Origin of the sequence: Variovorax sp. M-6, assembly GCF_052114385.1 — a bacterium.
GTDB lineage: Bacteria > Pseudomonadota > Gammaproteobacteria > Burkholderiales > Burkholderiaceae_C > Variovorax.
In genome coordinates, this window is the sequence record NZ_JBFREQ010000017.1 from 119,791 (window position 1) to 144,440 (window position 24,650).

General features: G+C 65.1%; 21 protein-coding genes. 13 read left to right on the forward strand and 8 right to left on the reverse strand.

The window, feature by feature from the left end; all coding sequences use genetic code 11:
• The first annotated feature begins 26 nt into the window (after positions 1-26).
• From AB4Z46_RS19800 to AB4Z46_RS19815, 4 genes are all read left to right on the forward strand, one after another.
• A complete protein-coding gene (locus tag AB4Z46_RS19800) occupies positions 27-1,040 on the forward strand; it encodes a Bug family tripartite tricarboxylate transporter substrate binding protein (RefSeq protein WP_442285238.1) in 1,014 nt (337 codons plus the stop codon).
• A gap of 23 nt (positions 1,041-1,063) precedes the next feature.
• Positions 1,064-2,206, forward strand: coding sequence for a CaiB/BaiF CoA transferase family protein (locus AB4Z46_RS19805; RefSeq protein WP_442285239.1), 1,143 nt, complete (start codon positions 1,064-1,066; stop codon positions 2,204-2,206).
• Position 2,207: 1 nt separating this feature from the next.
• A complete protein-coding gene (locus AB4Z46_RS19810; RefSeq protein ID WP_442285240.1) occupies positions 2,208-2,963 on the forward strand; it encodes an enoyl-CoA hydratase/isomerase family protein in 756 nt (251 codons plus the stop codon).
• 164 nt (positions 2,964-3,127) lie between these two features.
• Entirely contained in the window at positions 3,128-4,069 is a 942-nt protein-coding gene (locus tag AB4Z46_RS19815; protein ID WP_442285241.1) for a LysR family transcriptional regulator, read from the forward strand.
• 158 nt (positions 4,070-4,227) lie between these two features.
• Here AB4Z46_RS19815 and AB4Z46_RS19820 read toward each other — a convergent pair whose 3' ends face one another.
• From AB4Z46_RS19820 to AB4Z46_RS19830, 3 genes are all read right to left on the reverse strand, one after another.
• The gene (locus AB4Z46_RS19820) at positions 4,228-4,716 is read right to left on the reverse strand and encodes a YidB family protein (protein WP_442285242.1); all 489 of its coding nucleotides are present in this window, start codon (positions 4,714-4,716) and stop codon (positions 4,228-4,230) included.
• A 114-nt stretch (positions 4,717-4,830) separates the two neighbouring features.
• Positions 4,831-5,559 (reverse strand): 16S rRNA (uracil(1498)-N(3))-methyltransferase, encoded by a 729-nt coding sequence (locus AB4Z46_RS19825; RefSeq protein ID WP_442285243.1) that lies wholly within the window; start codon positions 5,557-5,559, stop codon positions 4,831-4,833.
• On the reverse strand, positions 5,556-6,647 hold the full coding sequence (locus AB4Z46_RS19830) for an aminoglycoside phosphotransferase family protein (RefSeq protein ID WP_442285244.1): 1,092 nt from the start codon (positions 6,645-6,647) through the stop codon (positions 5,556-5,558). Before AB4Z46_RS19830 ends, AB4Z46_RS19825 begins: the two co-directional genes overlap by 4 nt.
• A 98-nt stretch (positions 6,648-6,745) precedes the next feature.
• Here AB4Z46_RS19830 and AB4Z46_RS19835 point away from each other — a divergent pair, with 98 nt between their 5' ends.
• Genes AB4Z46_RS19835 through rsmA form a run of 3 tightly spaced genes read left to right on the forward strand, consistent with a single transcriptional unit; the run spans position 6,746 to position 11,362 of the window.
• A complete protein-coding gene (locus AB4Z46_RS19835; protein ID WP_442285245.1) occupies positions 6,746-9,145 on the forward strand; it encodes an LPS-assembly protein LptD in 2,400 nt (799 codons plus the stop codon).
• Positions 9,146-9,159: 14 nt separating this feature from the next.
• Positions 9,160-10,545, forward strand: a complete 1,386-nt coding sequence (locus AB4Z46_RS19840; protein WP_442285246.1) for a peptidylprolyl isomerase — start codon at positions 9,160-9,162, stop codon at positions 10,543-10,545.
• Between the two features lie 52 nt (positions 10,546-10,597).
• On the forward strand, positions 10,598-11,362 hold the full coding sequence (gene rsmA / locus AB4Z46_RS19845; RefSeq protein ID WP_442285247.1) for a 16S rRNA (adenine(1518)-N(6)/adenine(1519)-N(6))-dimethyltransferase RsmA: 765 nt from the start codon (positions 10,598-10,600) through the stop codon (positions 11,360-11,362).
• Between the two features lie 133 nt (positions 11,363-11,495).
• Here the strand turns inward: rsmA and AB4Z46_RS19850 are convergent, their stop codons facing one another.
• The 4 genes from AB4Z46_RS19850 to AB4Z46_RS19865 all read right to left on the reverse strand — a co-directional run bounded on the left by AB4Z46_RS19850 (position 11,496) and on the right by AB4Z46_RS19865 (position 15,112).
• Positions 11,496-11,720: a hypothetical protein gene (locus AB4Z46_RS19850; protein WP_442285248.1), complete on the reverse strand. Its 225-nt coding sequence runs from the start codon at positions 11,718-11,720 to the stop codon at positions 11,496-11,498.
• Positions 11,699-12,130 (reverse strand): barstar family protein, encoded by a 432-nt coding sequence (locus AB4Z46_RS19855; protein ID WP_442285260.1) that lies wholly within the window; start codon positions 12,128-12,130, stop codon positions 11,699-11,701. Before AB4Z46_RS19855 ends, AB4Z46_RS19850 begins: the two co-directional genes overlap by 22 nt.
• 47 nt (positions 12,131-12,177) lie before the next feature.
• Positions 12,178-12,591, reverse strand: coding sequence for a ribonuclease domain-containing protein (locus AB4Z46_RS19860; RefSeq protein ID WP_442285249.1), 414 nt, complete (start codon positions 12,589-12,591; stop codon positions 12,178-12,180).
• 181 nt (positions 12,592-12,772) lie between these two features.
• Positions 12,773-15,112 carry an NADP-dependent malic enzyme gene (locus AB4Z46_RS19865; protein ID WP_442285250.1) on the reverse strand — a complete coding sequence of 780 codons (2,340 nt, stop codon included), beginning with the start codon at positions 15,110-15,112 and terminating at the stop codon, positions 12,773-12,775.
• Positions 15,113-15,509: 397 nt separating this feature from the next.
• On the opposite strand from AB4Z46_RS19865, the gene AB4Z46_RS19870 reads away from it, so the two are divergent.
• The 5 genes from AB4Z46_RS19870 to AB4Z46_RS19890 all read left to right on the forward strand — a co-directional run bounded on the left by AB4Z46_RS19870 (position 15,510) and on the right by AB4Z46_RS19890 (position 21,486).
• Positions 15,510-16,547 carry an SPFH domain-containing protein gene (locus AB4Z46_RS19870; protein ID WP_442285251.1) on the forward strand — a complete coding sequence of 346 codons (1,038 nt, stop codon included), beginning with the start codon at positions 15,510-15,512 and terminating at the stop codon, positions 16,545-16,547.
• Complete coding sequence (locus AB4Z46_RS19875) at positions 16,544-18,016, forward strand: DUF4178 domain-containing protein (RefSeq protein ID WP_442285252.1); 1,473 nt, start codon at positions 16,544-16,546, stop codon at positions 18,014-18,016. The genes AB4Z46_RS19870 and AB4Z46_RS19875 overlap by 4 nt, the downstream gene beginning before the upstream one ends.
• A 24-nt stretch (positions 18,017-18,040) precedes the next feature.
• A complete protein-coding gene (locus tag AB4Z46_RS19880) occupies positions 18,041-18,259 on the forward strand; it encodes a DUF350 domain-containing protein (protein WP_442285253.1) in 219 nt (72 codons plus the stop codon).
• A gap of 11 nt (positions 18,260-18,270) precedes the next feature.
• A complete protein-coding gene (locus AB4Z46_RS19885; protein ID WP_442285254.1) occupies positions 18,271-19,800 on the forward strand; it encodes a polyamine aminopropyltransferase in 1,530 nt (509 codons plus the stop codon).
• 105 nt (positions 19,801-19,905) lie between these two features.
• The gene (locus AB4Z46_RS19890; RefSeq protein ID WP_442285255.1) at positions 19,906-21,486 is read left to right on the forward strand and encodes an FAD-dependent oxidoreductase; all 1,581 of its coding nucleotides are present in this window, start codon (positions 19,906-19,908) and stop codon (positions 21,484-21,486) included.
• Positions 21,487-21,496: 10 nt separating this feature from the next.
• On the opposite strand, the gene AB4Z46_RS19895 is transcribed toward AB4Z46_RS19890, so the two are convergent.
• Complete coding sequence (locus tag AB4Z46_RS19895; RefSeq protein WP_442285256.1) at positions 21,497-22,882, reverse strand: aminopeptidase P N-terminal domain-containing protein; 1,386 nt, start codon at positions 22,880-22,882, stop codon at positions 21,497-21,499.
• A gap of 326 nt (positions 22,883-23,208) precedes the next feature.
• Between AB4Z46_RS19895 and AB4Z46_RS19900 the strand changes: the two genes are divergently transcribed.
• The coding region (locus AB4Z46_RS19900) for a hypothetical protein (RefSeq protein WP_442285257.1) at positions 23,209-24,650 on the forward strand (1,442 nt) is incomplete at its 3' end.

Below are 24,650 nucleotides of genomic sequence, written 5' to 3' on the forward strand. Positions count from 1 at the left end.
CAGGTCAACAATCCCGAACGAGCCCAATGAAAATCGCCCATCCAAAAAATCGGAGGCAAGCAATCCTTTTTTCGAGCATTTCGCTGCTTGCAATGCATGCCATATGCTCCAACCCGAGTTTTTCCCAGACGAACAACGAGGCGTATCCCAACAGGCCCATCAATATCATTGTTCCCTACCCTCCCGGCGGGACCACCGACATATTGGCGCGCATTGTCGCCAACCAGCTCGCAACCGATTCCGGTCAAAGCGTCATCGTGCAGAACAAGGCTGGTGCAGGTGGAAACGTGGGCGCGGCCATCGCTGCCAAATCCGCTGCGGACGGATATACGCTTTTTCTGGGCACCGTCGGCACTCAGGCCATCAATTACTGGCTCTACAAAAATCTCACCTACAACCCGAACTCGGATTTCGCTCCGGTAGCCAAAATCGCGGCTTTTCCCAATCTCTTGGTCAGCAATCCCAGAGAGCCCTACAAGAATGTCTCCGAGCTCATCAGCTACGCTAAAAAGAATCCCGGCTCGGTGAATTTCGCATCCGCCGGCACCGGCGGCTCCACGCATCTCGCTGGAGAGCTTTTCAAGTCGATGACACAAATTGATATTCGCCATATTCCGTACAAAGGCAGTTCTGCCGTCGTCTCTGATTTGATTGGAGGTCAGGTACAGATCACATTCGACAACCTGCCGTCCGTCATTCAGCATGTGAAAGCCGGAAAACTCCGAGCTTTGGGCATCACCAGCGAAAAGCGATCCAACACCTTGCCTGACATACCGACCATTGCCGAGGCTGGCGTTCCCGGTTTCGAGGTCATGTCCTGGTTTGGATTGTTCACGCCAACGCAAACCCCGCCCGACGTGAAGCTCAGAATTGAATCACTCATGAAAAAGGTCATGTCCAACAAGGATCTCATCGAGAAGATTCGAGAACAAGGCGGCGAGCCTTCCAGCATGAGCAGCGCAGAATTCGCGAAATTCATCGAACAAGAAAACAAGAAGTGGAAAAAAGTGATCGAGAAGTCCGGCGCTCAGCTCGATTGATCCCACGACAAACTGCGTTCGACATGCCTACAGAAAACAACAATCCGCCACTTCAGGGTTTGAAGGTCGTAGACCTGACCCGAGTTCTTGCTGGACCGCTGTGTACCCAGATCCTTGGCGATTTCGGTGCCGACATCATCAAGGTAGAGCCGCCTTCAGGAGACCAGAGCCGGGGATCAGGGCCGCCATTTCATGACGGTTCGTCGTCGATGTTCTATGGTTTGAACCGAAACAAGCGAAGCATCGTCATCGATCTCAACAGCGACGAAGGAAAATCGCAGATACGCCAACTCATTCGCACTGCGGATGTACTCGTGCATAACTTCAAGCCCGGGACCATGGAACGCTGGGGCCTGAGTTTCGACGACTTGAAGGAGCAGCAATCACGACTGATCATGGTTGCCATATCCGGCTTCGGGACGGATGGTCCTTTGGGTGGAACGCCCGGATACGACGGCTCGGCCGGCGCATGGACGGGCGTCATTTCCGCGAATGGAGACCAGCATTCCGGTCCGATGCGCATCGGTCTGTCCGTTGTCGACGTTTCAACAGGACTTCATGCTGCCATTGGAGTCCTGCTCGCGCTGAAGGCGCTGGAGCGCGACGGCGTCGGTCAGTACATCGACATGAGCCTCTACGATTGCGCCTTTCCGTTGTTGCACCCGCACGCTGCGAACTGGCTCTATTCCAACGTGGAAACGGCAAGAAGCGGCAACCAACACCCGACCTTCACGCCCATGGGCGTGTACGACACGTCGGATGACCCCATTTATCTGGCGGTATCCACAGACCGCAACTTTCACAAGCTCTGTGAAATTCTCGACATCTCGCACGTACTGGAAGATGAACGATTCACCTGCATGGCAAATCGTGCAAAGAACAGAAGTGCATTGATCGACATCATCAACAGCAAACTCAAGCAAGAGAAATCGGAAGAACTGGCGCTCAAACTCAACAAGGCCGATATCCCGGCGGGAGCTGTATTGAGCGTGGCGCAGGCTCTTTCACACCCCCATGCAGAGCACCGTCAAATGGTGGTCTCCGTTCACGATCAGAAGTTGCTCGGCATCCCGATCAAACTGTCCAGAACTCCGGGAAGGATCTCAAGGCTTCCGCCGAATATCGATGCGGACAGGGCCGACATTCTTGCGGAGATGGGCTCTTAAAATGCAGGCCGACATCTTCAACGGTGAATTCATATCCGTACACCAGGAAAACCAAGTCGCACTGGTGCGGTTCTCACGCGAAAACAAGAAAAACGCGCTGAGCAATGCCTTGCTCAACGAGCTGGATCTGGTCGCAAGAAGGCTCCGAGTGGATCCGCACGTTTCCGTTGTCGTCTTGACTGGCGGGGACGCATGCTTTTCAGCCGGCGCCGATCTCAAAGACCCCGATGTGTTTGTCAGCTCATCCGCATTCGAATATCGACGCGGCCTGATCTCGCGTACCGAGATCGCACGAGCCTGGGCAGAATTGCCGCAGATCACCATTGCGGCGATCGAAGGCTTTGCCATCGGTGGTGGCCTGTCCATCGCTCTTTGCTGTGATTTTCGGGTCATGGCAGAGAACGCGTTCATTTCCGTGCCAGAAGTGGACATGGGCTCCATCTATGCATGGAACACCATTCCTCGCCTGAATTCCGCCATCGGCCAGCAACACACGAAGCGGCTGGTCATGCTGGGAGAGAAGGTTTCGGCGGCCACGGCGCTGGAATGGGGCCTTGTGGATTTTGTCCACGAGGCTGGGCGAGCGACATCGCATGCGCTCAGCATGGCGCGAGACATCGCCAGCAAGCCCAAACTGGCACTCGAGATCAGCAAGCGAAACATCAATGCTCTGCAATCCGCGCATGCGCACCTGCTGGCGCATGCGGATGCGGACCAGGCAGCGCTGTGCCGACTCGAAAAAATTCAGCAAGCATGAGAGTGCTCATTTGAAGAACTCAAGGCGGCGGTTTCGCACCAACAGGCAACTGCCTTGAATTTGAAGCTGGCAATCCAGGCTGCTGGCCTCTCGGCAGGGTCCACCCGTCACCCTGCGACTCGCGGCCGATGAGAACGAAACTCCACCAGCACACGAGGTACCATGTGCTCGATCAAGCGATTGGCGAGCACATGATGACCATCAATGCCACCTTCAAACAAATAGAACTATTTCTGGCAGTTGCCGAGACTCTGAGCTTCAGCAAGGCCGCGCAGATATGTCATATATCTCAACCAGCCTTGAGCATGAATATTCGAAAGCTGGAAGATTCCATCGGCGCCAGATTATTCGATCGCCATACCAGAAATGTCTCGCTGACTGCCGTCGGCCGCGAATTCCACGGAATGTCTCTTTCGCTGCGAGACAAAATGCAGCAAGTGCACCTGAACATCAGAGAGTTCGTTCACGCCAAGAAGGGAAAACTCATTGTGGCCGCCAGCCCATCCATTGCGGCAAGTTTCGCGCCTCAAGTGATCGCCCAATACCTGCAATCGCAGCCCGATATCGAAATCAAGTTCTATGACGAGTTGGCGGATGTCTGCATAGACCTCCTTCGCAAAGGCAAGGCGGACGTGGCGCTGATACCAACCGAGGGCACATCGCAGGAATTGAACCAGATCGATTTGTTCTTCGACTACTTCGTCGTGGTGATTCCGGAGGACCACCCCCTCGCCAGCAAAACCGAAGTCGAATGGAGTGATCTTCGTGACTACCCACATATCCAGATCAGAAGTCCAAGCACGCTCAAGAAAACGGTGGATGGCGAAATGTCCGCCGTGCTGCCCGATTTCAGGGCGGCGTATGAAGTCGGACTTGCGGTCACGCTGCTTTCCATGATTCGCGCAGGATTGGGTATCGGCGTGCTGTCCCATTCGAGCCTGGGACAGGCCAACATGACACGGCTGACCTTCCGACGAATTGCGGGGCACTCCACCTACCGCAGCATTTCTGCAGTCAGCATGAACGACCGGAGCCCCCCGCCACTGCTCGACTCGTTCGTCCAGGCGTGCCGGAACGTGTCGCGAAACACTTCGGAGTTTCAGTAGTCAGGCAAACCGGCGTGCGTGGCCGCATGGGCCCTTTGTCGTTCACTGCCGGTACGTGGAAGTCCGGCAAAGTTCGATGCTGCCGTCATGGCGAAATGGAAAGGGCGCCTCGCGGGGCGCCCTGCTTCCTGAATCCGCAAGCAGAGTGGCGGCGCTTGCTAGCCCTTCTTCTGCAACAGCCCGCTGAGCGAGGACAACAGTTCGTCCTGATTGCCCAGCCCTTCGGCGGGCACCTGGCCCTTGGGCGTGAGGTGGTCGATCAGCGTCGGCAGCAGCGCGGCCAGCATCGGCAGCAGCGTCGCGCTGTTGATGCCGAGCTTCTGCGCGATGCCTGCGATCGCGTCGCTGCCGAGCACGTCCTGCAACTGCCCGCCCGAGATCGGCGCGTTGTCGCCTTTGCCGACCCAGGAGCCGATGACGTCGCCCATGCCGGCCTGCTCGAACTTGGAGACGAGTCCGCCAAGACCGCCGACCTCGCCGTTGTTGGCCAGCAGTCCGCCGAGCGCACCGGCAAGTCCGCCAAGATTGCCCGCGGAGCCTCCCGCACCGCCGAGCAGAGCGCCGAGATCTCCCAGGCCGCCCCCGCCCTGGGGTTGCTGCTGTGCACCGCCGAGCACCTGACCGAGTACCGAATCGAGCAATCCCATGATGGGCTCCTGAGGTGTGAGTGTGGAATGAAGCGCCAGCCGGTTCGCGCGCAGGCACGGAACACGACATTTTGCGCGCCCTGCCGGGCTTCTGTCACGCCGGCCCGGGCGGCATCAACCGCCGGCCAACCAGACCAGTGCGGCCAGTGCCGCGGTCTCGGCGCGAAGCACGCGCGGACCGAGCGTCAGCGGCGCGAAGCCCTGCGCGATGGCGGCCTGCTCCTCGGCGAGGCTGAGGCCGCCCTCCGGTCCGCTCAGCACCCGGGCATCGACAGGAGCGCCCTGCCACCCGGCAGCCACGTCGGTGGCGCGCCGCGTGCCCGGCGCCAGGCTCAGCACGAAGCGCTCGCCATCGCCCGGGGGCGCCTCCAGCCATCCGGCCAGGCTTCGCACCGGGTGGATCTGCGGGACGCGGTTGCGTCCGCATTGTTCGCAGGAGGCGACCGCGATCGCCTCCCAGTGCGCGCGCTTCTTGTCCGCGCGCTCGCCGTTGAGCCTCAGCACGCCATGGGCGGTCATCAGGGGCTGGATGCTGGCCACGCCGAGTTCGGTGGCCTTCTCGACCAGCCAGTCCATGCGTTCGTTGGCCGGCATGCCGACCGCCAGGTGAACCGCGCGCGGCGCCTCGCGTTCGTCCGCCGTATGGGCGCCGACCTGCACGGCAACTTCGCTGCGGCCCATGCGCTCGACGGTGGCGGCGTATTCCCCGCCGTGGCCGTCGAACAGCGTCAACGCGTCGCCGGGCTGCATCCGCAACACCTGCACATGGCGCGCGGCGCCGGGCGGCAGCACGAGCGCGCTGTCGGCGACGAGCGCAACTGCGCAATGGAAGCGCGCCGTCACACCCGTCCGTAGGCGAAGCCGCTCAGGGCTTGCGTGCCTTCGACCTCGTCGATCACTCGCAGCAGCGGTGTCAGCTCGCGATAGCGGCCCGCAGTGGCACGGATGTAGGCGATGAAGCGCGGCGTGTCGGCAAGGTACTTCGGCTTGCCGTCGCGCAGGGTCAGCCGCGCGAAGATGCCGGCCACCTTCAGGTGGCGCTGCAGCCCCATCCACTCGACCGCGCGATAGAAAGCGCCGAAATCCTCGTCGACCGGCAACCCGGCCTTGCGCGCGCGCTCCCAGTAGCGCACGGTGACGTCGAGCACGAAGTCCTCGTCCCAGCTCAGGAAGGCGTCGCGCATCAGGCTCGCGATGTCGTAGGTGATGGGCCCGAAAACCGCGTCCTGGAAGTCCAGTACGCCGAGCGCGCGGCCGACCATCAGGTTGCGCGGCATGAAATCGCGGTGGACATAGACCTGCGGCGCGGCAAGGTTGTTCTCGACGATGGCCCGGAAGCTGCGCTCGAGCCGCTCCTTCAGTTGGCCTTCGACCGCCACGCCTCGATGGCGCGCGATGTACCACTCGGGAAACAGTGCCAGCTCACGCTCCAGCAGCGCCCGGTCGTAGGGCGGCAGCACATCGGGCTTCGAGGCCAGTTGCCAGCGGATCAAGGCATCGATGGCCTGGTCGTAGAGCGGCCGCGCGGCGTTGGCGTCGGCCGGGTCGATGACGTCCAGCATGGTCTGGCGGCCCAGGTCGTCGAGCAGCAGGAAGCCTTCGGCCTCGTTCCATTCGAGCACCTGCGGCACGCTCACGCCGGCCTCGGCCATCAGCGTCGCGACCTGGACGAAGGGAGCGCTGTTTTCCTGCGCGGGCGGCGCGTCCATCACGATCCGGGTCGGTGCGCCCGAGCCCGCGGCGTCGACGCGGAAGTAGCGCCGGAAGCTGGCGTCGGCCGACGCCAGGCGGACGCTGGCGGGCTGCAGATGGTGGCGGGCGGCAATGTGCTCCATCCATTGCTGGAAAGCCCGGGCGCGCGCCGGGTCGCCCCAGGCCGGTGCTTCGGGAGGGGCGGCGGCGGCGCTGGACGGTGGCTGGAGGGCTGTCATGGATAATCTGGATTCTACAAATCCGCCTGGCGCGGAGCTTCGCAACCCGATGGCCCGTGGCGCCGTCTCCCCCTCCAGACGAAATTTGTCCCGTACCGATGCCTGACCTGAACCGAGCCGCTAGGCGCCGGTGCCGCCCCCCCTTGCCCTTGGCGCTGCTGTCGCTTGCGCTGCTGCATGCGCAGGGCGCATGGGCGCAGGACGGCGCGGACCTGGGCGCGCCGCTCGTGCTCAAGCGCACGCCGCAACTCACGGAGACCATCCCGGCGCCCCTGCGCGGCCAACTGCCGAGCTTCGTGGACGGCGACAAGATCTCCGGCCGGCCCGACCTCGAGACGGTGGTCGAAGGCAATGCCACGCTGCGCCGCGGCGACCTCTCCCTCAAAGCCGACCGGCTCGAGTATTACCAGCCCGAGGATCGGGCCCGCGCCACCGGCAACGTTCGCATCAACCAGGCGGGCAACGTCTACGAAGGCCCCGAGCTCGAACTCAAGATCGAGACTTTCGAAGGCTTCTTCAACAAGGTCCGCTACCGATTCCTCGCCACCGGTGGCCGCGGAGATGCCGAGCGCATCGACTTCGTCGACAGCAACGTGTCGGTCGCCCGAATGGCCACCTACACCACCTGCCGGCCCGAGGACTACCCCGGCTGGATGCCGGCCTGGCTGCTGAGCGCCGCCACCCTGACCACCGATACCGAGGACAACGTCGGCGTTGCGACCAATGCGCGGCTGACCTTCATGGGCATCAGCACGCCGCCGTTCCCGTCACTGAGCTTCCCGCTCAGCAACGACCGCAAGACCGGCATGCTGCCGCCGGTGATCGGCCAGGACAACGTCAATGGTCTGGAAATCACGACCCCGTACTACTGGAACATCGCACCCAACCGCGACGCCACGCTGTACCCAACGCTGATGAGCAAGCGCGGCATCAACCTGGGCACCGAGTTCCGCTACCTCGAAGACAAGTACAACGGCGAGATCCGCGCCGACTACATGCCCAACGACCGCCTGCGCGACCGTGACCGCTGGGGCATCTGGACCCATCACGCGCAAAACTTCGACGCCCCGTACTTCGGCCTCGACTCGCTGGTCGGCACTCTGAACATCAACCGCGTCAGCGACAACAACTACTGGCGCGATTTCACCCGCACGCCCTCGCTCACGCAGCGCCTGCTGGCCAACGACGGCTCGCTCAACTGGACCAAGGGCGACTGGAGCGGCACGGCGCGCGCGCTGAGCTACCAGACCCTGCAGTACGCACCGGCGCCGATCGTGCCGCCCTACGACCGGATGCCGCAGATCACGGCGAACTACAACAAGTTCGACTGGAACGGCTTCGATTTCTCGCTCATCAACGACTACACGCGCTTCGAGGTCAAGAATCCGTTCGTGCAGGGCCAGCCCAACGGCGAACGCGTGTTTTCGATGGGCTCGCTGAGCCGGCCTTTCCTGACGCCGGGCACCTTCGTGGTCCCGAAGGTGATGCTGAATGCGACGGCCTACCAGTTCGATGGCCCACTGCTGACCAACGGCGCGACCTCGGCCGACCGCGTGGTGCCGACCTTCAGCCTGGACAGCGGCCTGATCTTCGAGCGCGATGCGAACTATTTCGGCCGGGCCTTCCGCCAGACGCTGGAGCCGCGCGCGTTCTACGTCTACACGCCCTTTCGCAACCAGAACTACCTGCCGGTCTACGACTCGGCGCAGAACGACTTCAACTTCGCGACCGTCTACACCGAGAACGCATTTTCGGGCAACGACCGCATTTCCGACAGCAACCTGCTGACCCTCGGCGTGACCACCCGGCTGATCGACCCCGACACCGGCGTCGAGGCGGCCCGCTTCGGTGTCGCCCAGCGCCTGCGCTTCGCGGACCAGTTGGTCACCATGCCGGGCGGCTTGCCGGTCACCGACCGGGTCAGCGACCTCCTGATGGGCGCTCAGATCAACTGGACGCCGAAATGGAGCGTGGACGGCACCGTCCAGTACAACCCGGACACCCAGACTTCCGCACGCACCGCGCTGAGCGCACGTTACAACCCCGGCCCCTACCGCACCGTGAGCGCCGCCTACCGTTACCAGGCCGAAACCTCGCCGGGCGCGAACAATGGCAACCGGTCGGTCGACCTCAGCTGGCAGTGGCCCGTGAACGATCTCTGGGGCGACAAGGGCAAGGATCTGGGCGCCGGGCGGGGTCAAGGCGGCGGGCGCTGGTACGCAGTAGGCCGTTTGAACTACAGTCTGGAATCCAGCAAACTGACCGATGGCGTGCTCGGCTTCGAATACGACGGCTGCTGCTGGATCGGCCGCATCGTGCTGGAACGCGTCACGACCGGCCAAGTCACAGCCAATACGCGAATCATGTTCCAGATCGAGCTGGTCGGCTTCGCGAGCATCGGTTCGAGCCCGAAGCGCACGCTGACCCAGAACATCCAGCGCTACACGCCGATGCGCCAGCCGAGCATCGGGCCGAGCCGCTTCACCAATTACGACTGAGATCGCGCTTCGCCATGAAACACATCCGATCCATCCTCACCGTGGCCTGCCTTGCCACCCTCGCCACCGCTGCCGGCGCACAGGGGGCGGGCATCACCGACATCATGCGCGCCGGACCGCGGCTGGGGCCACCGCCCACGGAGCCCCGCGCACCGGCGCCGGCCGCACGCCGCTCGGCCGAATACATCGTCGCGCTGGTCAATTCCGAGCCGGTCACCAACACCGAAGTGCAGTCGCGCGTGCTGCGGATACTGAAGGAGAACCCCGAAGCCGAGCGCGTTCCGCGCTCCGAGCTGACGCGGCTGGTGCTCGAGCGTCTCATCAACGAGCGGGCCCAGCTGCAGATGGGGAAGGAATACGGCATCAAGGTCGACGATCTCGCGGTCGACCAGGCCGAGCAGACGGTCGCCCGGCAAAACCAGATCAGCATCACCGAGCTGCGCCGTCGGGTGGCGGCCGAAGGCCTGTCGCAGGAACAGTTCCGCCGCGACCTGCGCGACCAGCTCATCCTCACGCGGTTGCGCGATCGCGAGATCGAGGCCAAGGTCAAGATCAGCGATACCGAGGTCGACCAGTTCATCAAGGAACAGCGCGCCGGGGCCAATGCCGCTTTCGCGCCGAACATCAACATCGCCCAGCTGATCGTCCTGGTGCCCGACAACGCCAGCGAAGCCGAAGTGGCGAAGCTGCAGCAGCGCGCACAGGGCCTGGCGCAACGCGCCCGCGCCGGCGAGGACTTCACCAAGCTGGTGCAGGAGAACTCCGACGCACCGGACCGCGCCGCCGGCGGCGCCTTCGGCATGCGCAGCGCGGACCGCTATCCGGAACTCTTCGTCGAGGCCACGCGATCGACGCCGGTGAACGGCATCGCCGGGCCGATCCGCTCCAGCGCGGGCTTCCATGTGCTGAAGTTGCTGGCCAAGTCCCAGCCCGGCGCCAGCGATGCGGTCGTCACGCAGACCCAGGTGCGCCACATCCTGCTGCGCAACGACCCCAAGCGCAACACTGCGGAGGCGGTCGCCCAACTGGCCGAGTTCAAGAAGCGCCTGCAGGCAGGCACCGCCGATTTCGCCGGTCTGGCGCGCGACAACTCGCAGGACGGCAGCGCCAAGCAGGGCGGCGACCTGGGCTGGGGTCGTCCTGGCCAGTTCGTGCCGGAGTTCGAGGAGGCAATGAACCGACTGGGTCCCGGCGAGATCAGCGACCCGGTGGTCTCGCGTTTCGGCGTCCACCTGATCCAGGTCGTCGGCCGGCGTGAGGCAAAGCTGAGCCAGGCCGAGCAGCGCGAAGCGGCCCGCACCGTGCTGCGCGAGAAGAAGGTCGAGCAGGCCACCGAGACCTGGGCCCAGGAAGTGCGCGCCCGCGCCTACGTCGAATACCGCGAGCCGCCGCAGACATGACTCGCCCCCAGGTTGGCTCACTTCGTGTAGCCGCCGCGGCCGGGGGCATTGCTTGAAGCACATTGCGCGGAAGCGGTTCGGGCAGCACTTCTTGACCGACGGCGGCATCATCGACGCCATCGTGCGCGAGATCGCACCGAAGGCAGGGGACGCCATGGTCGAGATCGGGCCGGGGCTGGCGGCGCTGACGCAGCCGCTGGTGGAGCGGCTGGGGCGGCTGACCGTGATCGAACTTGATCGCGATCTGGCGCAACGCCTGCGCGGCCATGGTCAGCTGGACGTGATCGAGTCCGATGTGCTCAAGGTGGATTTCGGCGCGCTGGCAGTGAAGTTCTCGCCGGCGCCGCTGCGCGTCGTCGGCAACCTGCCCTACAACATCTCGACCCCGATCCTGTTCCATCTGCTCGGCTTCGCGCACCTGATCGCCGACCAGCACTTCATGCTGCAGAAGGAAGTGATCGACCGCATGGTCGCCCGTCCGGCCACCTCCGACTACAGCCGCCTGAGCGTGATGCTGCAATGGCGCTATGCAATGGACAACGTGCTGTTCGTGCCGCCGGAGAGCTTCGACCCGCCGCCGCGCGTCGACAGTGCCGTGGTCCGCATGGTGCCCCTGGCGGAGCCGCCCGCGGTGAACGCCGAGCGCCTCGGCGAGATCGTCCAGGTTGCTTTCAGCCAGCGCCGCAAGCTGCTGCGCCACACCCTCGGCAAATGGCTCGACCAGCACGCCTTCGCCGGCACCTTCGACACCCAGCGCCGCGCCGAGGAAGTGCCGGTCGCCGAGTACGTCACCCTCGCCCAAACCGTCCAGCCATAAAAAAAGCCCGCCGAAGGCTGGGCTTTGTTCGTGAAACACCGCGGAACCGGCTTTGCCGGGCCGCTGGTGTTGCCCCCGGTAGGGGGTGGGCGTCCCGACACGAAGTGCGGGACAACCTGGGGGCGAGCAACAGTCAGGCTGCCGCGAGCCAGTACCCGGCGTTGAAAGGGCTGCTCATGCGCAGCGCCAGGGGCGACACGTCGACGAGCTTGTCGGTCGGCATCTTTTCTGCCGCCGGGTCGGAATTCGGAAGGTCGATGCCTGGAGCCGGAGCGGCGGCATTGTCCTGCGAAGCCTCGTTCGCCCGTTCTGCTTGGCTGGTGTGTGCAGAACGGGCTACAGAAAAGAATAGAAGCACCTGAACGGTATCTTCCGGTCTCCCCAGTAGTCGGAGGCGTCGCGGAAGATGTCGAGCAGTTGCTCGCGTGCTTCCTTGTCGAACTTGGCATTGGCCGGGATCTGCTCGAGCACGATGACGAAACCCGGCTGCGGGCCCGATTTGTGCAAGGGATCGGTCATGCAGTCGTACAACGCGTCGAAGTTCTTGCCGAAGTGCTGCGGAAAGGTGAATTGCTGGGCAATCRGGTCAAGCACGTCCTGCTTGGTCTGGGCGTTGCCCAGGTTGGCGTAAAGGAAGTGCTGACCGGCCGCATGCGCCGCTTCCTGCAGGTCGTTCACGCGGAAGGCGCGAATCGACTGCACGATGTTGGGTCGCACTGCACGAAGGGATAAAGTCATCTCCGCTGGTCTTTCCATGGTTGTCGTCATCATTTCTTCGGTGCGCCTCACGGCGCCGCTCCAATCCTGTTGCTCACTCATGGCACGATCCGCCTGAAGCTCGCGTAGTGGTCTGCCGTATACCAGCACACCGATGGTGTCGTGCGCTCGCCTCCACAGACGATGCGCTTGGCACCACGATCACGCGAACCGGGCGTATCGACCGTGTACTCTCGGTAGTGGCCTCGCCGTTCCTGCGGCAGCAGGCGTTCGCGGTTGCCGAACACCGTGCCGTCTTTTTCGTGCCGGAAAGGTCCACCGTTGAAAATGGCCCCGTAGGTACGCTGGCCCTGCACCGGCAGTTCGGCCAGCGCGACCGTTTCCTGCGCCGGTGTGCCGGCGCGGGTGCCGAACCATTCGCGAGCCTGGACTCCCGCCGTCAGGGCCACCAGCAAAACGCCAGTGAGCGCAAACTTTGAAACCGGGGACGAGATCGAGGCGTAAGCCGCCATGGGGCACCAGAAGGAAAAGAGCGAGAACCGAACCGGCGGGCCAACCTTGGGGTTAACCCGCAAATTCAAGCCCGCAAGTGTGCACCAGGGACGCGCAAATAGCAAGCACCTGCTCAATCTTTGAGCAGGTGAAAGGGGGAAACAGCGCTCTGGAAGTTAGCGGTCGCTGTCGTCTCTTCTCTTATCGCTCTGCGTTGGCATCCGCCACGGTCAGCGCTGTCATGTTCACGATCCGGCGCACGGTGGCGCTCGGCGTGAGAATGTGCACAGGTTTGGCCGCTCCGAGCAGCACCGGGCCGATCGCGATGTTGCCGCCGGCCGCCGTCTTGAGCAGGTTGTAAGAAATGTTGGCCGAATCGATGTTCGGGAATACCAGCAGATTGGCGTTGCCCGCCAGGGCGCTGTGCGGCATGACGGCGGCGCGCTGCTTGCCGTCGAGCGCCACGTCGCCGTGCATCTCGCCGTCGACTTCCAGCCAGGGTGCCTGGACGCGGAGCAGGTCGAGCGTGCGGCGCATCTTGACGGCGCTCGGCTGGTTGCTGCTGCCGAAGTTGGAGTGCGACAGCAGCGCAGCCTTGGGCTTGAGGCCGAAGCGCATCATTTCCTCGGCCGCCATGGTCGTGATTTCGGTCAGTTCCTCGGGCGTCGGATCGTAGTTGACGTGCGTGTCGACCAGGAACACCTGGCGATCCGGCAGCAAAAGGCCGTTCATGCAGGCGTAGATCGGCACGTCCTGCGACGTGCTGGGGCAGCCGCCCGGGCGACGGCCGATCACCTGGTCGATGTAGTGCAGGTGCAGCGCCGTGGTGCCCCAGGTGCCGCAGATCAGGCCATCGACGTCGCCCTTGTGCAGCAGCATCGCGCCGATCAGGGTCAGGCGGCGGCGCATCTCGATCTTGGCGGTCTGCACCGTCGTGCCCTTGCGCTCGGTCATGCGGTGGTAGGTCTGCCAGAAATCGCGGTAGCGGTGGTCCTGCTCGACATTGACGATGTCGTAGTCGAGCTCTTCCTTGAGGCGCAGGCCGAACTTCTCGATGCGCTGCGCGATGATGGCCGGACGGCCGATCAGCGTGGGCCGTGCGATGCCTTCGTCGACCACGATCTGGGCCGCGCGCAGCACGCGTTCTTCCTCGCCTTCGCTGTACGCAACCCGCTTCTTCGGCGCGCGCTTGGCGGCATCGAAGATCGGTTTCATCATGGTGCCCGAGGTGTAGACGAAGGTCTGCAGCTTGTCGCGGTAGGCATCGAGGTCGGTGATCGGGCGCAGCGCCACGCCGCTTTCGGCCGCTGCCTTGGCGACCGCGGGCGCGATCTTCATCATCAGCCGGGGGTCGAAGGGCTTCGGGATCAGGTATTCGGGCCCGAACGTGAGCTTCTCGCCCACGTAGGCCGCTGCCACGCGCTCGCTTTGCTCCGCCTGTGCCAGCTCGGCGATCGCGTGCACCGCCGCCACTTCCATCTCGTCGGTGATGGTGGTCGCGCCGCAGTCCAGCGCACCGCGAAAGATGTAGGGGAAGCACAGGACGTTGTTGACCTGGTTCGGGTAGTCGGTGCGGCCGGTCGCCATGACGACGTCGTCGCGCACCGCATGCGCGTCTTCCGGCGAGATCTCGGGACTCGGATTGGCCAGCGCGAAGATCACCGGCTTGGCCGCCATCTTGGCGACCATCGCCGGCTTCAGCACACCGCCGGCCGACAGGCCGAGGAACACGTCGGCGCCCTCGATGATGTCGTTGAGCGTGCGCGCGTCGGTCTTCTGCATGTACTGGCGCTTGTCGTCGTCCATCAGCTCGGTGCGGCCTTCGTAGACCACGCCGGCGAGGTCGGTCACGTACACGTTCTCGCGCTTCAGGCCGACCTTGAGCAGCAGGTTCAGGCAGGCCAGCGCCGCGGCGCCCGCGCCCGAGGTCACGAGCTTGACCTGGCCGATGTCCTTGCCGACCACTTTCAGCCCGTTGAGCATCGCGGCCGCCACGGTGATCGCGGTGCCGTGCTGGTCGTCGTGGAAGACCGGAATCTTCATGCGGCGGCGCAGCTCGCGTTCGACGTAGAAGCAGTCGGGGGCCTTGATGTCCTCGAGGTTGATGGCGCCGAAGGTCGGCTCGAGTGCGGCGATGACCTCCACCAGCTTGACCGGATCCTTCTCGTCGATCTCGATGTCGAAGACATCGACGCCGGCGAACTTCTTGAACAGCACGCCCTTGCCCTCCATCACCGGCTTGGACGCCAGCGGCCCGATGTCGCCCAGGCCCAGCACCGCGGTGCCGTTGGTGATGACGCCGACCAGGTTGCCGCGCGCCGTGTACTTGAAGGCGTTGACCGGGTCCTTGACGATCTCTTCGCAAGGCGCCGCGACGCCGGGCGAATAGGCCAGCGCCAGGTCGCGCTGGTTGACCATCTGCTTGGTGGCGGCGATCGAGATCTTGCCCGGCACCGGATGCTCGTGGTACTCGAGCGCGGCGCGGCGCAGCTCGGCGCGCTTGTCTTCGGGCGTGGGGATCTGCGAAGTCGAATCGGACATTGGCCGTGCCTCCTGTGACGCTTCTTGTAAAGGGCGCCGATTGTAGACCTCGATTTGCGCCTTGCCCGGGCGCGGGGCGCCGACCCGGCCACCTTGGCGGAAAGTGGCTACTGCTATCTCTTCTTCTTAGTCTTCCTATTTAGATTAGTAGTAGTAGTAAGGGATGCCCTTCGCTGTGGACAGGGTCATTTTCTTCTTTTGCGACAAAGACTTGCCGCAGCCCGCTGGCTGTGCGCAGCCGCGCTTCGGTGCTGTCGCCGCGAGGCGAACAACTTCGGGCGAAGCGACTTGCCTGTGGACAAGTGCCGTCTTGTGCCGGAACTGTCCCCAGGGTTGTCCTTGGCGGGCACTGTGGCAATATGCCCGGCTCAGAAGACCCCCGCAACGAGGAGCAACCATGGCGCTGATGGATTTCATCAAGAAGCAGTTCATCGACATCATTCAGTGGACCGAGACCGGCGACGGCACGCTGGCCTGGCGGTTCCCGATGGCGGACATGGAAATCCAGAACGGCGCGTCGCTGACGGTGCGCGAGTCGCAGGTCGCGGTGTTCGTCAACGAAGGCCAGGTCGCCGACGTGTTCGGCCCGGGCATGTACAAGCTCACGACGCAGACGCTGCCGGTCCTGACCTACCTCAAGAACTGGGACAAGCTCTTCGAGTCGCCCTTCAAGAGCGACGTCTATTTCTTCAGCACGCGCCAGCAGGTCGACCAGAAATGGGGCACGCCGCAACCGATCACGGTGCGCGACAAGGACTTCGGCGCGGTCCGGCTGCGCGCCTTCGGCAACTTCAGCTTCCGCGTCGGCGACGCCAAGCTGTTCCACACCGAGATCTCGGGCACGCGCGACATCTACACGGTGGCCGATCTCGACGGCCAGTTGCGCGGCCTCCTGCTGCAGAACATCAGCAATGCGATCGCGGCCAGCGGCGTTCCTTTTCTCGACCTGGCAGCCAACCAGATCCAGTTCGCGGAGGCGCTGGCCAGGCAGTTGGTCCCCGAGTTCGCCAAGATCGGGATTCAGCTCGAGAACATCACGGTCCAGAACGTCTCGCTGCCGGAAGAGCTGCAGAAGATCCTCGATCAGAAGATCGGCATGGGCATGGTCGGCAACGACATGGGCAAGTTCATGCAATACCAGACCGCGCAGGCGATCCCGAAGTTTGCCGAGGGCGCGGGCGCCGGCGGCGGCATCGCGGGCGATGCCATGGGGCTTGGCGCCGGCGTCGCGCTGGGCCAGGTGCTGGCGCAGAACCTGGCGCAGGGACTGCAGGCGCAGCCCGCCGCGGCGCAGCAGCAGCCCGCGGTCGCGGTGGTGAATCCGGCCGATGTGATGGCCACGCTCGAGAAGCTCGGTGAGCTGAAGGCCAAGGGCATCCTCACGCAGGAAGAATTCGACGCCAAGAAGGCGGAGCTGCTGAAAAAACTCGTGTGACGGACAGCGGTAGCCAGCGCTACTACCGCGCGCCTTGCCCCGGCTGCGGTGCGCCGGTCGAATTCCGATCGGCGCAATCGACGCACGCGGTCTGCCCCTATTGCCAGAGCACCGTGGTGCGCCAGGGCGAGACGCTGGCGCGCACCGGCAAGATGGCCGAGCTGTTCGACGACTTCAGCCCGCTGCAGCTGTTCGCCGCCGGCCGCATCGAAGGCCAGCCCTTCGCGCTGGTGGGCCGGCTGCAGTACCGCTATGCCGGCGGCCGTTGGACCGAATGGATCGCCGCGCTCGATGGCGAGCGCACCGGCATCCTGAGCGAGGACAACGGCGCCTTCGTCTTCACCTTGCCTTTCGAACTGCAGCGCGCCGCGCCGCCGGCGGTCGAGCTGCGCGTCGGCGCGACCACCGCCTTCAATGGCCAGAACTACACGGTGGCCTCGAACGAGCAGGTGGCGCTGGTCTCGGCCCAGGGCGAGCTGCCGCGCTTGCCCGAGCTCGGCCGCCCCTTCGCGGTGGTCGAGCTGCGCAACGACCAGGGGCAGGTGCTCAGCCTGGACTACGACACCGATCCGCCTGGCGCCTACCTCGGCCGCGCGGTGCGGCTCGAGGACCTGCAGCTCACCGGCTTGCGCGACGAATCGGCCAAGGACGAAAAGGGCCGCAGCTTCAACTGCCCGAACTGCGGCTCGCCGGTGACGGTCAACCTGGCCGACAGCAAGAGCATCACCTGTCCGTCCTGCAACGCGATCATCGATCTGTCGCAAGGCATCGGCGGCGAACTTCGGCATGCGGCCCAGCACGAGCCGGTACAGCCGCTGATCGCACTCGGCAGCATCGGCCAGTTGCAGGGCGTCGACTGGCAGGTGGTCGGTTTCCAGCACCGCATGGGCGTGGCGCCCGGCGACGACGAGCACTTCGGCTGGAGCGAATACCTGCTGTTCAACAAGAAGCGCGGCTTCAGTTTCCTGGTCGATGCCGAAGACGGCTGGAGCATGGTGAAGCCGACCACCGGCGCCCCGAGCATGGCCGAGAGCGGCGCCCGCGCCACGTACCTGGGCAAGGTCTACCAGCAGCAGTACGCCTACAACGCCGAGACCGGCTATGTGGCGGGCGAGTTCTACTGGCAGGTCGAGCGCGGGCAGAAGACCTTCCATCGCGATTTCGCCAACGGCAGCGCGCTGCTGTCGATGGAGCGTTCGGCCAACGAACTGACCTGGTCGTCCGGCAGCAGGATCGACAGCGCGGCGGTGGCGGCGGCGTTCAAGCTCGATCGCAAGAAGGACATGTTCAAGCGCAACGACGTGCTGCCGGTGAGCGCGGCGTCCAGCCTGGGCTGCGGCACCATCGTGCTGATCGTGGTGGTGATCATCGTGCTGCTGATCATCCTGAGCACCTGCAGCAGCGGGGGCGGCTCGCGCAGTGCGGGCGGTTCCTATGGCGGCTATTCGAGTGGCGGCGGCCACAAATGAAGTTTTTTATCGGAGGTTCTCATCATGGGAATTGAATGGTTGAAGCCGGACGTGATCTTCGGGTCGCTGGTCTACGCGGTGATCGGCGTGGCGGTCTTCTGGCTGGCCTTCCTGATCATCGACAAGCTCACGCCCTATGACCTGTGGCAGGAGATCGTCGAGAAGCAGAACATGGCATTGGGGCTCGTGGTGGCCGCGATGAGCCTCGGCATCTGCATCATCGTCGCCGCGGCCATCCATTGAGCGAGGCGGCCTTGTCCGCGCGCCCGATCGAGCGCAGCGGCCCGCAACCGGTCGAGATCGCGCTGCTCGCCAGCGTCTTCGTGGTCGCGGCCTGCGGGCTGGTCTACGAGCTCAGCGCGGCGGCACTGAGCTCCTATCTGCTGGGCGACTCGGTGCTGCAGTTCAGCACCATCATCGGCACCTACCTGTTCGCGATGGGCGTGGGTTCCTGGCTCTCGCGATACTTCGAGCGCCAGCTGCCGGCGCATTTCCTGCGCATCGAGCTCATGGTGGCACTGGTCGGCGGTGCGCTGCCGGCACTGCTCTTCATTGCCAATGCCTACGCTCCGGGCGCCTTCCGGTTGCTGCTCTACGGGCTGGTGCTGGTGGTCGGCACGCTGGTGGGGCTCGAGATCCCGCTGGTGATGCGGATTCTGCGGCGCAACGTCGCGCTCAAGGACCTGGTGTCGCAGGTGCTGACCTTCGACTACCTGGGCGCGCTCGCGGTCTCGATCGCGTTCCCCCTGCTGCTGGTGCCGCAGCTCGGCATGATCCGCACCGGCCTTCTGTTCGGGTTCATGAATGCGGCGGTCGCCGTGTGGGCGTTGTGGCTGTTCCGGCACGAACTGCGCCGCGTCGGCATGCATGCGCTGGCCTGCGGGCTGGCGCTGGTCGCGCTGCTGGCGGCCTTCGTGTTCGCCGACCGCATCACGACGCTGGCCGAGGACAAGTTCTACCAGGACCGCATCGTCTTCAGCGAAAGCTCGCCCTACCAGCGCATCGTGGTCACGCGCGGCGCCGCCGGGCACCGGCTGTTCCTGAACGGCAACCTGCAGTTCGCCGAGCGCGACGAGTACCGCTACCACGAGGCGCTGGTGCATCCGGTGATGGCGGCGCACGGCGCGCCGCGCAAGGTGGCGGTGCTCGGCGGCGGCGACGGCATGGCGGTGCGCGAGATCCTCAAGTACCCGTCGGTCGAGAGCGTGACGCTGGTGGAACTCGACCCGAACATGACCCGGCTCTTCAGCGAGCACGAGACGCTGGCCGCGCTGAATGGCCACGCGCTGAATTCACCGAAGCTGCGCATCGTCAACACCGATGCCTTCCAGTGGCTGCAGCAGCCGGGCGAGGTCTTCGACGTCATCGTGGTCGACTTTCCGGATCCGACCAACTTCGCGATCGGCAAGCTCTACACGAACTCCTTCTACGCGCTGCTCGACCAGCGGCTGGCGGCCAGCGGCTATGCCGTCGTCCAGACCACCTCGCCGCTGGTCGCGCGCAAGAGCTTCTGGACCGTGGCAACCACCATCGAATCGGTCGGCCTCACGGCGACGCCCTATCACGCGCACGTACCGAGCTTCGGCGAGTGGGGCTACATCATCGCGAGCCGGCGGCCGTTCCGGATGCCCGATGCGCTGCCCGAGGGGTTGCGCTTCCTGTCGCTGCCGACGCTGCCTTTGCTGTTCGACTTTCCGCGCGACATGGCGCGGGTGCCGGCCGAGGTGCATCGGTTGTCCAACCAGACCCTGGTGACCACCTACGAGCGCGAATGGGGGAGATGAGCACACCCCCAGGTTGGCTCACTGCGTGTAGCCGCCCACCCCCTCGCCGGGGGCAATACCAGCGGCCCGGCAAAGCCGGTTCCGCGGTATTTCTGGAATGGATGCATGAGGCGCCGTGAGTTTCTTGGCGCGCCGGTCGCCGTTGCGGCTGCGCTGGCAGGGTGCGAGGCGCGGCACGACATCGAGGGCGGCTTCATCGGCATCGACGTGGCGCGTGGGCATGCCCTGCGCGACGGCACGCTGCGCGGCGGTGCCGCGCCGGATGCCGTTCGCCGCACGCAGGTCGTGATCGCCGGCGGGGGCGTCGCCGGCCTGGCGGCGGCGCGGGCATTGCGCCTGTCGGGCATCGAGGATTTCGTGCTGCTTGAACTCGAGGACAGGGCCGGCGGCAACAGCCGCGCCGGCGCGGTGCAGGGCATCGCCTGCCCGCTCGGCGCCCACTACCTGCCGTTGCCCGGCGACGAGGCGCACGAGGTGCAGGACCTGCTCGAGGAGCTGGGCCTGCGCCGTCGCGTCGCGGGCCGCTGGGAATACGACGAGCGCCACCTCTGCCACAGCCCGCAGGAGCGCCTGTTCTTCCAGGGAGCTTGGCAGGAGGGCCTGCTGCCGGTGCAGGGGGTAGGCAACGACACGCTGGCCCAGTACCGGCGCTTTTCGCAACGCGTGGAGGCCTTGCGGCACGCAGCGCGCTTCTCGATCCCGACACTGCGCGCGGTGCCCGCGCCGGCCCTGCTGGCACTCGACGCGCTGTCTTTCGAGGCCTGGCTCGAGCGCGAGGGCCTCGGCGATGCGCACCTGCGCTGGTATCTCGACTACTGCTGCCGCGACGACTATGGCGCCGGCCTGGCCCATGTCTCGGCCTGGGCCGGCATCCACTATTTCGCCAGCCGGCACGGCTTCCATGCACCGGGCGAAGACGGCGGCGATCGAGAGGCGGTGCTGGCCTGGCCCGAGGGCAATGCCTGGCTGGCCCAGCGGCTTGCGCAGCCCCTCGGCGATCGGCTGCGCACCGGCCAGGCCGTCACGCGGATCGCCGACACGCGCAATGGCGTGGAGATCGATGCGATCGACATCGCCACCGGGTCACGGGTGCGCTGGCAGGCCGCGCGGTGCATCGTCGCGCTGCCGGTGTTCATTGCCGCGCGCGTGGTCGAGGCGCCGCCCGAGCCGTTGCGCCAAGCCGCTGCGTCGACGCGCTACGCGCCCTGGCTGGTCGCCAACATCCATGTGCGGGCGCCACTGGCCGACCGGCCCGGCGCGGCCCCGAGCTGGGACAACGTGGTCTATGGCGCCCGGGGTCTCGGCTACGTCGACGCGCGGCATCAGACCCTGGATCCGACGCCGCGCGCCACGGTCCTGACCTGGTACCGGCCGCTGGGGCCCAGCACCTGGGACGGCACCGATGGCCGCCGCCAGTTGCTGGCCCGGCCCTGGGCCGGCTGGCGCGACGATCTGCTGGCGGAGCTTTCGGCGCCCCACCCCGACCTCGCCGGGCTGGCGACCCGGATCGACATCACGCGCTACGGCCATGCGATGGCGATCCCCGCACCCGGCCAGCTGGCGAGACTCGGTGCGCACGGCCGCATCGCCGCCGGCCGCCTGGCCTTCGCCCACGGCGACTGGTCCGGCTACTCGATCTTCGAGGAGGCCTTCACGCGCGGGCACCTGGCGGCGGCGACGGCCTGAGCGCGGGGGCTCAGTCGCGCATCAGCGCTTCGATCTCGTCGGCCTTGACCGGCACGCCGCGCGAGATCAGCTCGCACCCGGTTTCGGTGACGATGGCGTCGTCTTCGATGCGGATGCCGATGTTGTGGAACTGTTCCGGCACGCCCTCCGCCGCCCGCACGTAGATGCCGGGTTCGATGGTCAGCACCATCCCCGGGTGCAGGATCCGGCTGGGCCGGTTCTGGATGAGTTCATTGGACAGCGGGTCCCTGCGCTCGCTCACTTCGCCGAGCTGCGTGGGCTCGATGTAGCTGCCGCAGTCGTGCACGTCCATGCCGAGCCAATGGCCGGTGCGGTGCATGTAGAAGGGGAAGTACGCGCGCTTCTCGATCACGTCGTCGACACCGCCGACCTTGTCGGCATCGAGCAGCCCCAGGTCCAGCATGCCCTGCGACAGCACCCTCACGGTGGCGTCGTGGGGATCGGTGAAACGCTGTCCCGCCCGGGTCGCCGCCACGGCGGCGTCCTGACTGGCCAGCACCAGGTCGTACAGGGCGCGCTGCGGGCCGGTGAATCTGCCGTTGGCCGGAAAGGTACGGGTGATGTCGCTGGCATAGCCGTCCAGCTCGCAGCCGGCGTCGATCAGTACCAGTTCGCCGTCGCGCACCGGCGCCGCATCGGCGCGGTAGTGCAGCACGCAGGCATTGGCGCCCGCCGCGACGATCGAGCCGTAGGCCGGGTACTGCGAGCCGCCGAGGCGGAATTCATGCAGCAGCTCGGCGTCGAGGTGGTACTCGCGCACTTCCCGGCCTTCGCGCAGCATGCGCGCCGACAGCCGCATCGCGCGGATATGGGCTTTGGCGCTGATCTGGGCCGCGCGGCGCATGGTGTCCTGCTCGGCGGCATCCTTCACCAGCCGCATCTCGTCGAGCGGGCCGCACAGGTCGCGCTGCTCTTCCGGGCACAACGCGCCGTAGCGCACGCGCCCGCGCACGGCGGAGAGCCAGCCGTCGACCCGCGTCTCCAGCCCCTTGTGGGTCGCGAACGGATACCAGACGACGCTCTTGTTCTCGAGCAGGCGCGGCAGCCGGGCATCGAGCTCCTCGATCGAATAGGCCTCGTCCACGCCCAGCGCCGCCGGCGCGGCCTCCGGGCCCAGCCGGTATCCGTCCCAGATCTCGCGCTCCAGATCCTTGGGAGCACAGAACAGCGTCGATTGCCCGTCGCCGGAGAGCACCAGCCAGGCATTCGGCTCGCTGAAGCCCGTCAGGTAATAGAAGTAGCTGTCGTGCCGGTACAGGAAGTCGCTGTCGCGATTGCGCTGTCGCTCCGGTGCCGTCGGGATGATGGCAATTCCGCCCTTTCCTATAGTAGAAGAAAGTTGTAATCGACGAGGCTCTTGATAATTTGCGGTCATAAGGTCACTATGCGCTACGGATGTAACACCGCCAGGGAGCGGGCGAAAAACATCAAGAAAGGATTTGCAAGAACGGTTGCCCGGTCAGAACTCCCCACGTACAAACCCCCAACTTTGTTATTTTGGAGGCGTTTTTGTTGAAAGTTCTACACAAGAGCACGATTTTGCTCGCAGTAGCCGCAGCCGTACTGGCGGGCTGTGGTGGTGGCGGGGGTGGAGGCGGTGGGGGGCTCCCTGCTCTTGGTGCTGGAACCGTGGGCTCAGGGTCGACGGCGCAAGCTGCAACCACCACCGGCAGCGGCAGTGCCCTCGCGACGGGCCCGGCCTTGGAGCATGACATCGTCGACGGCTCGCTGGCGATCTCGGCTCCTGCCTATCGCGACATGGCGGCCCAAATGGGCAAGGATGCCGGTCTCGCCTATCGCTACGGTCCGGATGCCGCGGCCTACGCGGTGGGCAACTCGGGCATTCCGACGCTGTTTGCGAAGGACGCTGCCACCCCGCTCGACATTCCCAATCGCGGCCTTTTGCCGGGCACCTGGCAGGTCGCCGGTCCGCCGCAAGCCGATGCCGGCCTCTATTCCACGAACTGGGCCAACCTGGCGTATGTCGCGGACGATTCGACGCAACGCATGGGGGCCACCGACATCCAGGTGTCGGGCTACCAGTACAACGTCTTCGCGCAGACGCCCCAGATCAGCTGGACGATCGGCGGGGCGACGGGCGGCAATCTCGACAGCATCAATGCGAAGGCCTACAAGGCCGCCGGCCTCGTCAACGGGGATCCGGTGGCGGTGGGTCGGTGCAGCGGACGTTCGGGCTTCTGCAACCAGAGTCTGGTGGTCTACCAGAACGGTTTGATCGGCACCACCGGCTCCAACACCTCGAGCACCCAGACCACGGTGAAACTGCCGGCCAACAAGGTGCCGACCGGCATCGCGGTGACCAACAACAGCGAATTCGCGCTGGTCACGGTCTGGGACACGACCGCCCTCAAGGGCCAGGTCGCGGTGGTTGCGCTGGCCGGCCTGTGCAACAACTGCGATCCCTACAAGAASAMCRACATCGACTACTGGAACGAGTGGGYKKCGCCGTACCCCGGTCTGATGAATGTGGGCGTCATCGCCTTCATGAAGATCCTGGGCTATGTCGACCTGCCGGGCATGACGGCGCCGACCGAGATCTCGGTCACCACGGGCATGGACCAGTGGGGCACCTTGCTGCCCGACGGCGTCTTCCTGGGCTACAGGACGCCGCTGACCAACCAGACCAACCGCCAGAGCTTCCTGAGCGGCGGCAGCAACTACGGCCGGTACCCCAAGAGCGGCGTGGCGGTGGTGATCTCCAAGTCGGARCAGAAGGTGGCCTTCATCGACCTGAAGCCGTTGTTCACCTACGTCAACAGCGTCTACTTCGRGGGCGACCTGGCGACCTTCACGTCGAGGATGGCGAGCCTCGGGCAGGCCGACAACCAGTGGCCCTACACCTTCGCGCAGCARCCTTCGCAGATGCCGACGGTGGCGAAGACGGTGTCGCTGTCGGGCCGGCCGACGGCGGTGAAGGCCAGCCTCTACGGCAGCGCGACGCGCGCCTGGATCGCGACGCAGGACGGCACGATGCACATCTACAGCCTGGACGGCTATGCCTCGGGCGGTGCGGCTCCGTCGCCCTCGCCGAATGCCTTCACGGAGGTTGGCACGGTCACGGGCCTCGGACGCAATCCGACCTCGATCGCGACGTCCAAGGCTGAGCCGACCAACACCAGCAG